We start from the raw sequence: 12,007 nt of genomic DNA on the forward strand, positions 1-12,007 counted from the left end.
GTTAGATACTAAAACGCGATACAAAAAACCTCTCGATGCTGAGAGGTTTTTTTATGCGTGAGAATAGTGATTGTCGACTAAGGACGCTCACCAGCCGCTAGGCGACGTTCGATATCTGCAACCACTTCTGGGAAGTCAGCAATGGTGTCGATAAGGTAGTGCGGCGAGCTCTTGATCAATTTTGCACGCGCTTTTTCACGAGCAGCATTAAGCGTTGCTTCGTCCGCGGCTTGGTATTCTTCAAACGTTAGACCTGCTTCGTTACCTGAAAGCAGCAAGCCAACGGTCCACATACCGGCGTTGTGACCTTCATCGATGCCCGGTGCTGCGTCATCCACTTTGATACACGCATTAACGGCCGTTACATTCAGCTCAATCACGTTCTTCAGTGCCATAAATGGTGCTGGGCGACCACCTTGCGGCAGGTCATCCGTTGCTACTACGTAATCTGGTTTGTAGCCGTAATCCGCTGCAACAGGGATCAGCACGTCCATCACTTCGCGGGGGTAACCAGAACAAGAACCGATCTTGATGCCTTTGTCTTTCAGACCGTTCACAACTTCAATCGCATTGAGAATTGGCTCTGCGTGGTCAGCTACTTTTGCTTTCTGCAAAGGCATAAATGCTGCGTAGATTGCATCGATGTCTTCGCTGGTCATTGAGCGACCAAACTTCTCATTCCAACGCTTATCAACTGCAGGGATGCGACCCACAGCTTGGATGTGATCCCACTTACCAAGTCCCATTGGTTCACGCGCTTCTTCTAGGTCGATTTCAAAGTCAAAGCCTTGTTTGAACGCTTCCACAAAGATGCTGGTTGGTGCAAAAGAGCCGAAATCGACGATAGTGCCAGCCCAGTCAAAGATCACTGCTTGAATTGGTGAGTTGCTCATGTTCAATCCTTTTTCTTGCTTGCCAGAGCGCTTGCCTACACGTCGGAACTGCGCTCAGGATAAATTGGTTTTTGTTGAGGTCTATTGACCCTAAATGTAGCTAAAGTCTTTACACACTTTGGCGATGGCTTCTTCGAAGATCGCCAACGCTTCTGTCAGCTGTTCGCGAGTGATGATCAGCGGTGGGCTGAGTTGAATCACATTGCCTTGCGATACCTTGAAACTCACTCCGTTGTTGAGGCATTGGTACAACACAGCTTCCGCTTCGTCATACGCGCGTGCTTTGCTTTCGTCGTCGGTGACCAGTTCAATGCCCCACAACATGCCGATGCCACGCACATCACCAATCACTGGGTATTTGGCTTTCATCTCTAGCAGCTTTTCACGCATGAACTGGCTGTCGGATTTGGCTTTATTTAGCAAGCCGTCTTGCTCAATGGCTTCCATGGTTGCCAGTGCTGCAGCACAACCTATAGGGCTTTTCTCATGAGTGTAGTGACCCATTGAGATTTGCTCGGCGGTGTTGTATTTGTCTTTGGTTACCATGGCTGCGATAGGCACTAAGCCTCCGCCCAAACCTTTACCGATGCAGAGCATATCTGGCTCGATGTCGTAGGCTTGGTAGGTAAACCATTCACCGCTACGACCCATGCCGTTAGGGATGTCGTCGACGATCAGCATGACATTATGTTTGTCACAGATTTCTCGAATGCGTTTCCAGTAGGCTTTACTTGGCACTTGTACGTCGGTATTACGAACCGCTTCTGCGATAAACGCGCCCACGCCACCTTCTTTCTCAATCACGTATTCAAGGTAGTCGGCGTAATGCACATCGCTGCCGTCCGCGACAGGGAAAGCACCACGGTAAGATACGGCTGGTGGAATGCGCTCAACACCTGCCATTAATGGTCCCATGCCTTGGCGGAAACACGCTTCGCCACCTACTGAGATGGCATCCAATGATGCGCCGTGGAAGGAATCCCACAGAGACACCACCTTGTAGTTGCCCGTGATGTGGCGGGCTAGTTTAAGCGCCATGCCAACCGCAGATGTGCCACCCGGAGCAAACAACACGCGATTCAATTCACCGCCACAGATTTGGGTGAGTTTTTCGGCACATTCAACTGCGGTTTCATTGGTAAAACGACGTGGTGAAAACGGCAGTTTGGCAATTTGCTCTTGCACACGTTTAATCACATGCGGATGACCGTAGCCCAGCTGATGGACGTTATTGCCATGGAAATCCATGTACTTTTTGCCGGTGGCATCTTGGATGTAGATGCCTTCTGCTGCTTCCAAGGTATCTAAGCAAGGCGTCGACATGGCTTGATGAAGAAAGACCTCCGAATCACGCTTCAATAATGCTTGCGTGCGTTCGTCGTCCATCGATGCATTCCAAGCTTGGCGCGCTGGCGTCGTGTTGACATCACCTTCGCTGCGGAAATGGGTCGGTTTGATATTCTGAGTCATAACGCTTTCTCAATCAGAAGGCTGCTTTACGCAACTTGCCAGTACATGGCTTTTTCAATCGCACCGATTAAGCGCTCGATATCTGCTGGGTAAACTTCGCCAATGTTGCCGATACGGAAGCAATCTGCGTTCGACACCTTACCCGGATAAATCACGAAGCCCTGCTCTTTCAAACGTGTGTAGAACGCTTTGAATTGGTAATCACTGTGCGTCGGAGAATAGAAAGAAGTGATGATTGGCGAGTGAAGGTCATCACTCAGTAGTGGCTCAAACCCCAAAGAACGCATACCTGCAACCAGTGTTTTCTGGTTAGTTTGGTAACGGTTATGACGAGCCTCAATGCCGCCTTCTTGTTCCAGCTCTAACAAGGCTTGATAGAAAGCGCGAACCGTGTGCGTTGGAGACGTGAAACGCCATTTGCCGTGGTTCACTTCCATACAGTGCCACTGGTCGTAAAGATCAAGGCTTAAAGAACGTGCCTGACCTTGGCACTTTTCTAGCTCAGTTTGTTTCGCAATCACAAAGCCAAAGCCCGGCACGCCTTGAATACATTTGTTTGCAGAGCTGATCATAAAATCGATGCCTAGCTCTGCGATATCGATAGGAATGCCACCAAAGCTCGACATGGCATCGAGAATCACGACTTTACCGTGTGCTTTTGCCGCAGAAGCAAATGCCTCAATTGGGTTAAGCATGCCAGTGGTTGTCTCACAGTGAACAATCGCCACGTGTGTGATAGCAGGATCCGATGCCAATGCAGTTTCCACCTCGTTCAAGTGTGGCTGTGATGTTTCGCCTGGGGAAACTACATGGCATGGAATATTTAGGTATTCAGCGATCTGAGCGATGCGTGCACCATACGCACCGTTGTCGACAACCAACAATTTTCCATCTTTGCCAATGGCACTGCCAATCGTTGCTTCGACTGATGCGGTGCCGCTACCTTGCATTAGTACACTGGTGTAGCCGTCTTGCTCCGTCGCCAGTTTTACAAGCTTAATGCGGATCACTTCTACAATGTCTTTGTTGTATTCATCATCCCAAGTACACCAGTCTTTTAGCATGGCTTCACGTACCGTTTCAGAAGTAGATAGAGGACCTGGAGTCAGTAGTAGGTATTCGTTTTTCATCTCGATTTCCATCAGAATAGGCTAGTTGGTCTACACCAAATTTCGAGTTCACTCTAGCGAGGAAGAATAGGGCAGTAAACAGGCGAATCTCCAATTTCATAAAACTTTAATATCCAGAAAATGGTGGATCAATTGAACGATTATTCATCGAATATTTTCGTAAAACTGCCATTTAATGGTCATGAATTCGTCACAAAGGCTCAGTAGGGTGTATATCGTCAATTGGTACAGACCAAATGAAAACTTAGCCAAATTAACTGGAGAAAATGATGAAAAACCGTTTGATGAAAGGATCGCTGGCTGCACTTGTCTCTCTGCTAGCTACGAATGCAATGGCAGCACAGGAAGTCACGGTTTACACCGCTTTCGAAACTGACATTCTTGCTAAATACAAGTCTGCGTTTGAGAAAGATAACCCAGATATCAAGATTAAGTGGGTTCGCGATTCCACCGGTATCATGACGGCGAAATTGCTGGCAGAAAAGAACAACCCTCAAGCGGAAGTGGTTTGGGGTCTTGCTGGCTCGTCAATGGCACTGCTTAAAGATGAAGGTCTTCTTAAGCCTTACACACCAAAAGGTTTGGAAGAGCTGCACGCGAACCTAAACGACCCTCAATCAAACCAAGCTTGGTTCGGTAACGATGCGTTCTTTAACGCAGTTTGTTTCAACGAAGCGGTAGCGAAACAACTTAACCTGCCTAAACCAACGTCATGGGAAGACCTAACGAAGCCGGTTTACAAAGGTCACATTGCAATGCCGAACCCAGCGTCTTCGGGCACTGGCTACATGCAGGTTTCTGCTTGGCTACAAAACATGGGTGAAGATCAGGCATGGAACTACATGCGTGACTTAGACAAGAACATTGCTCACTACACGCACTCAGGTTCTAAGCCATGTGTTCAAGCGGGTATGGGTGAAGTGGCTATCGGTATTTCGATGGCAAGCCGCGGCGCGAAGCTGAAAACACAAGGCGCACCACTAGCGGTTATCACACCAAAAGGTATCGGCTGGGAATCAGAAGCTGTTGGTCTAGTAAAAGAATCGGATGCAGCGAAACGTGTTGTCGACTGGTCAATCTCTAAAGCTGCAAACGAGCTTTACGTAGAAATGTACCCAGTGGTTGCACATAAAGAAGTGAAAGCGACCGTGTCTAACTTCCCGAACGTTCAAGAGAACATGGCGAAAATGGACTTCGCACAAATGGGCAGCAAGCGTGCAGAGATTCTAGCGACTTGGTCTGAGAAGTTTGACGCGAAATCAGAACCAAAGTCTTAATTGAATTTGCTCTAACTTGAATGTTGAAATCCACCTCGGTTGAGGTGGATTTTTTGTTTTTGGAAGAGGCGAGAGTCAAAAGCCTTAAAGCAGCAACCCCACCTAACCTCCCCTTGGCTTTAACTTCGGGGGACTACAACAGTCATGCTGGTAAAGGGGAGGGACTGGTTCTGCATTCGCGGATAGTTTAATTCACAATGCAACATCCAACACGCTTCAAGTAGATTCTGAATACTCGCCTAGGCTCCTTCAGAATTACGTCGGGAAAGCACCGAACTCACTGCAGCAAAGAAAACTCTCCCCCTTGATAACCGCATTCAAATGCTTGGCAAACCATGTCAAGAAAAGGGGGAGTTGGAGGGGGGGACAAGCTCCTAACTCAAAGTTAAACCATCAACCCCACCTAACCTCCCCTTGGCTTTAACTGCGGGGGACTACAACCGTTATGCTAGTAAAGGGGAGGGACTGGTTCAGCATTAGCGGATAATTTAATTCACAATGCAACATTCAACACGCTTCAAGTAGATTCTGAATACTCGCCTAGGCTCCTTTAGAATGACGTCGGGAAAGCACCGAACTCACTGCAGCAAAGAAAACCCTCCCCCTTGATAACCGCGTTCAAATGCTTGGCAAAGCATGTCGAGAAAAGGGGGGAGTTGGAGGGGGTTGCAAGCGTAGAAACAAACCCCATCGCCCTTCATCTATTTGTCATCTTCTGGCTATAAATTTGTCATTGGAACGTAACACTCCAAAACTAAAGTTGGTATATACCATTTGGAGCGTGTGTTATGTCAACTAACCAACATTACCTAAATATCGAAAATGTAGTGAAGCAATTCGGACAGTTCACTGCGTTAAAGAAAATCTCGCTAGCGATTGAAAAGGGCGAGTTTGTTTGTTTTCTTGGTCCTTCTGGCTGCGGTAAAACCACTCTGCTACGTGCCATTGCAGGTTTAGACTTGCCAACGTCTGGTGCGATTTTTCAAAACGGTCAAGAGACCACATTCCTACCACCAGAGAAGCGCGATTTCGGCATCGTATTCCAATCTTACGCGCTGTTTCCGAACCTAACTGTACAAGAGAACATTGCAGTGGGTTTGAAGAACCAAGGAATGTCGACCAAAGAAGCGTTAGAGAAGGTGGATTACTGGTTAGAAACCATTGGTCTTCCAACCTCTGGCGAGAAATTTCCTAACCAACTTTCTGGTGGTCAGCAGCAGCGTGTTGCTTTGGCTCGTGCATTGGCGCTATCTCCGGGTTTACTGTTATTGGATGAGCCGCTGTCAGCGCTGGATGCAAAAGTGCGTGTTCACTTACGTGACGAGATTTGCAAGCTGCAACGTAAGCTTGGCATCACCACCATCATGGTTACGCACGATCAGGATGAAGCGTTGTCGATGGCGGATCGTATCGTGGTAATGAACCATGGCGTGATTGAGCAAGTCGGCACACCTCAAGAAATCTACCAACAACCAGCAACGCGCTTTGTCGCTGAGTTTGTCGGCAGCATGAACTTTATTGAAACCTCAGTCGCAACGGACTCCCAAGTACGCATTGCAGAAACCCTGATGCCAGCGCCAAGCTTGACCAATCGTAAGATCCAACGTGGTGACCGCTTCGACCTTGCGGTGCGTCCTGAAAGCATCAAGTTCGTTGAAAACTACACCAATTCTTTACCTGTGCGAGTTACCGCAACCGAGTTTTTGGGGGCGTTTTTCCGCATTGATTGCGTATTGCAAAACGACAGCTCAACGAAAACCATCGTCGTGGATGTGCCTGTGGAAACGGTTCAAAAACTCAATATCAAGGCGGGCGATGTACGTTACATCCAGTTTGCTGAAGAAGGGCTGCATGGTTACGCCGTGCCCTCGGTTGATAAAGCGCTAGCAGCGTAGGTGTAAACATGGATGCGAAGACAATGACGATGAATAGCCTGACCACTCAAGACAAAGCAAAATCCCTACTCGGACGTGTCAGCCGCGACAACCTAGTGTTGTTCGGTTTGCTCGCTGGCTTGTCGACCATGATGGTGCTGTTCATCTTAATGCCGCTCTGGGCTATGTTGACCAAGAGTGTGCAAAATGCCAATGGCGAATTCGTTGGTTTGGCAAACTTTGCGACGTACTTTTCCTCTTCAAGCTTATGGGTATCGGTGGGCAACACCTTCACTCTGGGCGTGATTGTGACCTCGGTAGTGGGTGTGCTTGCGTTTGGTTATGCCTACGCGTTGACTCGTTCATGTATGCCATTTAAAGGTTTGTTCCAAATCCTAGGTACTGCGCCGATTCTCGCGCCTTCGTTGTTGCCGGCGATCAGTTTGATCTTTCTTTTCGGTAATCAAGGCATTGCCAAAGAGATGCTGTTAGGAAACTCGATTTATGGCGTGATTGGTATCTCGATGGGTTTGATCTTCTGGACCTTTCCTCATGCATTGATGATCTTAACCACTTCGTTGCGCACTTCAGATGCCCGTTTGTATGAAGCAGCCCGCGCACTTAAAACATCGCCCATCAAAACCTTCTTTATGGTGACGTTACCTGCAGCGAAATACGGTTTGATCAGCACGCTCATTGTCGTCTTTACGCTGGTTATCACGGACTTTGGTGTGCCGAAAGTGATTGGGGGCAGCTACAACGTTTTGGCGACTGACATCTTCAAACAAGTTGTGGGACAGCAAAACTTTGCCATGGGTGCGGTGACCAGCATTATGTTGTTATTCCCTGCGGTAATGGCATTTGGTGCAGACCGCTGGGTACAGAAAAAGCAAAAGAGCTTATTTGACACTCGCTCGGTACCTTATCAGCCAGAACCTAACAAAGCGCGCGACAGCATTTGTTTGGTTTACTGCAGCATCATTTCTATCGCAGTGTTGGCTGTGCTTGGCATAGCGGTGTATGGCTCGTTAGTTACGTTCTGGCCTTGGAACAAAGCGCTGACGCTAAACAACTACAACTTTGCTGAAATGAGCACCTACGGTTGGAGCCCATTCTTCAACTCGCTAACACTTGCAGGTTGGACGGCGGTTATTGGTACAGCCATTATCTTTGTCGGTGCTTACTGCATTGAGAAAGGACGTGCGTTTGGTCCAATTCGCCAAGTTATGCAAATGCTCAGCGTGGTGCCAATGGCGGTTCCGGGTATGGTGCTTGGCTTGGGTTACATCTTTTACTTCAACGATGCAAACAATCCTTTGAACGTGCTTTATGGCACCATGGCATTCTTGGTGATTAATACGGTAGTGCATTACTACACCGTGGGGCACATGACCGCCCTGACAGCGCTAAAGCAGTTGCCATCGGAGATTGAAGCCACGGCGGCATCGGTGAAGCTTCCTCAATACAAGTTGTTCTTTAAAGTGACATTACCTGTGTGTTTACCTGCGATTTTGGACATTGCGACTTACTTGTTTGTTAATGCATTGACCACCACTTCTGCGGTAGTATTCCTTTACTCAACCGATACGATTCCGGCTTCGGTCTCGATTCTGAATATGGACGATGCAGGTCAAACTGGCGCTGCAGCGGCAATGGCTGTGATGATCATGATTGCTGCCGCAATTGCGAAGATTGTTCAGATGACTTTGGGTAAATTGTTAGAAAATCGCACACAAGCTTGGCGCAAAAGATAAGGACACTTCGTGCAATACGTAAAAATTAAAGATTCGATTGTTGAACAGATTGAAGCGGGCATGCTATCGCCGCGTCAAAAACTGCCAGCAGAGCGTAAGTTGGCGGAGTCGTTCGATACTACACGCGTCACTCTGCGTGAAGCTTTATCACTGCTAGAAGCAGAAGGTCGAATTTATCGCGAAGATCGCCGAGGTTGGTTTATCTCACCTGAGCCATTGCGTTACGACCCAACCCAAACGCTGAACTTCCCGAACATGGCGAAAGCGCAAAATCGTGTGCCAAAAACGGAGTTGGTGGCAGCAAAAGGGACGCTGGCAAACAAACAAGCGGCGCGTTTGCTGGACTTGCAGCCTTTCTCGGATGTGTATCGAGTCGACCGAGTGCGATACCTTGAAGATAGACCTGTGGTGTTCGTAACAAACTACATTCGTCCAGAGCTGTTTCCGAACCTGCTGGATTACGATTTATCAAATTCATTGACGGACATTTACCGCGATCATTATGGCGTGACGTATCAAAAGATTCGCTACCGCATTTCAACCAGCACTTTGTTGGGTGAAATGGCTCAGGCACTGCGTGCGACAGCCGGTACGCCAGCGATGGTAGTGGAGCGCATCAACTATAACCAGCACGGTGAGTTGATTGATTGCGATATCGAGTATTGGCGACACGATGCCATCAGCATTGAATCTCTGGCGGAACTCAATCGTTAAGTGGATTTTCTCATTATCTAAGGCTCCATCTCGGGGCCTTTATTTTATTCAGACAGGAACGTTGAAATGGATTTGTTGGCGATTGGTCTCGTCGTTTTCTCTGCTGTTCTCCATGCGGGCTGGAATATCCTTGGCAAAAGCAACTCTGGGTCAGGGCTCGCGTTTACCATGGCCGCCAGCTTTTCTGCATGTTTCATTCTTACCCCTTATTTGATTTGGTATTTGGCAACCATTGGCTGGACATCATTACCGAGTGAGTTTTGGGGATTGCTGTTCATTAGCGGCATTTCACAAATGGTTTATCTGGTTGGTTTGATTGTCGCTTATAAGCACGCTGATGTGGGGGTGGTTTATCCGATTGCTCGGGCACTGCCTGTGATGATGGTCGGCGCAATCAGTGTTGCATTGGGACATGAATTATCCAGTCAGCAGTGGCTTGGATTCTTACTAATTACTCTTGGTTGTATGCTGGTACCACTGACGAATTTTCGTCAGATGACATTGGGCTCTTATTTGAACGTTGGTGTGTTCTGGGCATTGATTGCCGCAATAGGCACAACGGGTTACTCGGTGGTCGATAAAGAAGCGCTGAGTTTACGCACAGGACAAGCATCAGAGATCTTGAATGATCAGTACAGTGCAATCTTCTACTTGGGCGTGCAGTTTTGGGCGATTGGTATTCCAGCCCTTGTATGGTGCTTAGTTACGGGCAAGCCAGATGAGATTAAGACAGCGTGGCAGATCCGCAAAACAGCCAGCATGGCAGGGGTAATGATGGCATCCACCTACGGCTTGGTACTGTTTGCGATGACCATGACAGACAACGTGAGTTTGGTCGTAGCACTAAGGCAAATCAGCATTGTGTTTGGATTGTTTATGGGGATTTGGTTTCTGTCTGAGAAATGGTATCTCACCCGAGGGCTTGGCGTTACTTCTATCGTGGCGGGGATCATTCTCGCGCTTGCGTATTGACCTATATTCACGAAAAAAGGCAGCGAATGAGCCTCTCGCTGCCTTTTGTATTAATTGTAAGCCTTGTTTAAAAACGCAGTCGCGCACCAAACATCACGCCGCTAGAGTCAAAATCGCTGTTTTTTGAGTACACATATTCTGCATTCAAACCAAAGTGTTTATAGCTCCAGCCGATACCGCCAGCCGCTTCACCTCCGACACTTGAGTGTTCGATGTTCTTGCTCTGACCGTTCACTTTATAAGTGTATTCGAGAGTGTAGAGAGTGACACCTGCCTTGCCGTACAGTTCGAAACCTGAACCCAGAGGATAGCTAGCATAGCCACTCAAGCGAGGTCCGGAGAAGCTCGTATCGGTGACTTCTGAAATCGGACTCACGAGTATCGAGCCGATACCGTCAAACGCGCCTTTATAACCTGCTTCGATACCAAAGTTATGTGTTGGCATGTAGCGGTAATATATTTCACCTAAGAACATGTCGCCTGATTCTTTGCTTGTCGGCGCATCGTAGTTCACATCGCCATAGCCAATGTTTGTACCTATGATGTGCTCACTGGTTTCTGCATTGGCTGACAAAGAAAAAGCCGACAACACTAAAGCAGTAATGAATGAATAACGCATGAACGCTTCTCCTTAGCTTTTAGCTTGCTCGCCTTTTAATATTTGTTCGAAAGTGACCTTGGTGTTGTCTAGCCATTCATAACGGCGACGATACATCGAACGCTTAGAGCGCGACATGCCTTCGATATCTCGACGGGGTGCATTTACATCAATTGAGTAAAAATGACGATTGTATTCGGTGCCGCCCAATTCTTGCCAGAGTGCATCGTAATCCGTTTTGATTCGCCCTTTGCTGTAGCGCTTAGCTGCGTAAGTATGGGACTGCGTTTTCACTGCTAGAATCGTGTTCACTTCCCAAATTTGTGCGAGCAAAGTGAGCAAGCTCACCATCAAGCTTTTTGGTCTCTGTCCGTAAAGCTTACGAGTTAGCTTTTTAATTTTCGCGTTGTTTTCTTCACTGCTTCGCGGTCCTTGTAAGCCGCCAATCATAATGCTGCGTCCAGATTCGATGTGACCGAGCGTAAAAGAGAGCGTGTAGAAGTTGCCATCTTCAGCGCTGTGCAGCACTAGGCTCATGTCGCCTTCTTTTTGATAACGTGCTTCGTATACTAATCTCACCGAGTACAGTATTTCGTCAATTTCAAAAGAGGCTAATGTTAGGCCTTTCGAGTCTGTGTAGATTTCTTCGATTGTTTGTTTAGAAAACAGTTCTGAAATCGTTTTATAGTGATCAACCACCAAGTTAGAACGATCGAACGCTGAGTTGTTTTTGATGATATACGGACGAAACGGCTTCTCTAAAAATCGATGCGTACGTGTACAAAGCAACTCTAACAATGACGATTCAATATTGTCTGAAAGGTGCTTAAACGCACGTTTGTAATAAAGCGCACGTAAGATGAACTTAGCTCTGTAGGTCCAAATTGGCTTGTAGACATCAGCATAATCATCTGAGTAAATCGATTTGCTATGGTAAAAAATGGATTTGTTCGCGGTCATTTTCACTCCAGATTAACTTGTGCTCAATAGCGACAATTAAGAACCGACGGACGAGCAGCGAAGAACCCGAAAAGGAGGAATGCAAAGCACGACTGAAAAGAGGTGGTTTTTGCTGTGTCCGACGTTTGTGTAAGGTTTTGAACACTGTTCTTTTGCTGGAATTCTAAGAGAAAATTGACCTTAGGTATTGTATGGTTTGGTAAGAAAGTGTCAGGTTGAAACCCATTGTTCAAAATGAAGAAAATGCGAATGTCGGCTGAATATGACGTTGAGTTGCTAAGTTAATGTGAAATAAGTTGAACGAAAATTGAACATTATTTGAAATTGTTTTGACGTGTTTTAGGTCTTTATACGTATCTTATAAG

General features: G+C 47.3%; 10 protein-coding genes. 5 read left to right on the forward strand and 5 right to left on the reverse strand.

Going from position 1 to position 12,007, the window contains the following annotated elements:
- Positions 1–77: 77 nt before the first annotated feature.
- The 3 genes from phnX to phnW all read right to left on the reverse strand — a co-directional run bounded on the left by phnX (position 78) and on the right by phnW (position 3,493).
- Positions 78–893 carry a phosphonoacetaldehyde hydrolase gene (gene phnX / locus R7P35_RS14720; RefSeq protein WP_318092261.1) on the reverse strand — a complete coding sequence of 272 codons (816 nt, stop codon included), beginning with the start codon at positions 891–893 and terminating at the stop codon, positions 78–80.
- A gap of 90 nt (positions 894–983) precedes the next feature.
- A complete protein-coding gene (locus R7P35_RS14725) occupies positions 984–2,363 on the reverse strand; it encodes an aspartate aminotransferase family protein (protein WP_318092263.1) in 1,380 nt (459 codons plus the stop codon).
- 26 nt (positions 2,364–2,389) lie between these two features.
- On the reverse strand, positions 2,390–3,493 hold the full coding sequence (gene phnW, locus R7P35_RS14730; protein WP_318092265.1) for a 2-aminoethylphosphonate--pyruvate transaminase: 1,104 nt from the start codon (positions 3,491–3,493) through the stop codon (positions 2,390–2,392).
- 266 nt (positions 3,494–3,759) lie between these two features.
- Here phnW and R7P35_RS14735 point away from each other — a divergent pair, with 266 nt between their 5' ends.
- The 5 genes from R7P35_RS14735 (at position 3,760) to R7P35_RS14755 (ending at position 10,084) form a co-directional block, all read left to right on the forward strand.
- Complete coding sequence (locus tag R7P35_RS14735; protein WP_024701545.1) at positions 3,760–4,770, forward strand: putative 2-aminoethylphosphonate ABC transporter substrate-binding protein; 1,011 nt, start codon at positions 3,760–3,762, stop codon at positions 4,768–4,770.
- Between the two features lie 788 nt (positions 4,771–5,558).
- Positions 5,559–6,665, forward strand: a complete 1,107-nt coding sequence (locus tag R7P35_RS14740; protein WP_005432488.1) for a putative 2-aminoethylphosphonate ABC transporter ATP-binding protein — start codon at positions 5,559–5,561, stop codon at positions 6,663–6,665.
- 8 nt (positions 6,666–6,673) lie between these two features.
- Entirely contained in the window at positions 6,674–8,398 is a 1,725-nt protein-coding gene (locus R7P35_RS14745) for a putative 2-aminoethylphosphonate ABC transporter permease subunit (RefSeq protein WP_318092269.1), read from the forward strand.
- 9 nt (positions 8,399–8,407) lie between these two features.
- Positions 8,408–9,112 carry a phosphonate utilization transcriptional regulator PhnR gene (gene phnR / locus R7P35_RS14750; protein WP_005442366.1) on the forward strand — a complete coding sequence of 235 codons (705 nt, stop codon included), beginning with the start codon at positions 8,408–8,410 and terminating at the stop codon, positions 9,110–9,112.
- Between the two features lie 66 nt (positions 9,113–9,178).
- The gene (locus R7P35_RS14755) at positions 9,179–10,084 is read left to right on the forward strand and encodes an EamA family transporter (RefSeq protein WP_318092271.1); all 906 of its coding nucleotides are present in this window, start codon (positions 9,179–9,181) and stop codon (positions 10,082–10,084) included.
- A 67-nt stretch (positions 10,085–10,151) separates the two neighbouring features.
- Here the strand turns inward: R7P35_RS14755 and R7P35_RS14760 are convergent, their stop codons facing one another.
- A complete protein-coding gene (locus R7P35_RS14760; RefSeq protein ID WP_205391266.1) occupies positions 10,152–10,703 on the reverse strand; it encodes an outer membrane beta-barrel protein in 552 nt (183 codons plus the stop codon).
- Between the two features lie 12 nt (positions 10,704–10,715).
- Positions 10,716–11,642, reverse strand: coding sequence for a VirK/YbjX family protein (locus tag R7P35_RS14765; protein WP_005374042.1), 927 nt, complete (start codon positions 11,640–11,642; stop codon positions 10,716–10,718).
- Positions 11,643–12,007: the final 365 nt, after the last annotated feature.

It is taken from the genome of Vibrio sp. Vb0304 (assembly GCF_033338995.1).
Lineage (GTDB): Bacteria > Pseudomonadota > Gammaproteobacteria > Enterobacterales > Vibrionaceae > Vibrio > Vibrio alginolyticus.

Bases quoted from the DNA above. Each gene is read 5' to 3' on its own strand.
- R7P35_RS14725 (WP_318092263.1), bottom strand. From the start codon at position 2,363: ATGACTCAGAATATCAAACCGACCCATTTCCGCAGCGAAGGTGATGTC.
- phnW (WP_318092265.1), bottom strand. From the start codon at position 3,493: ATGAAAAACGAATACCTACTACTGACTCCAGGTCCTCTATCTACTTCT.
- R7P35_RS14745 (WP_318092269.1), top strand. From the start codon at position 6,674: ATGGATGCGAAGACAATGACGATGAATAGCCTGACCACTCAAGACAAA.
- R7P35_RS14760 (WP_205391266.1), bottom strand. From the start codon at position 10,703: ATGCGTTATTCATTCATTACTGCTTTAGTGTTGTCGGCTTTTTCTTTG.
- R7P35_RS14755 (WP_318092271.1), top strand. From the start codon at position 9,179: ATGGATTTGTTGGCGATTGGTCTCGTCGTTTTCTCTGCTGTTCTCCAT.
- R7P35_RS14765 (WP_005374042.1), bottom strand. From the start codon at position 11,642: ATGACCGCGAACAAATCCATTTTTTACCATAGCAAATCGATTTACTCA.
- R7P35_RS14740 (WP_005432488.1), top strand. From the start codon at position 5,559: ATGTCAACTAACCAACATTACCTAAATATCGAAAATGTAGTGAAGCAA.
- phnX (WP_318092261.1), bottom strand. From the start codon at position 893: ATGAGCAACTCACCAATTCAAGCAGTGATCTTTGACTGGGCTGGCACT.
- R7P35_RS14735 (WP_024701545.1), top strand. From the start codon at position 3,760: ATGATGAAAAACCGTTTGATGAAAGGATCGCTGGCTGCACTTGTCTCT.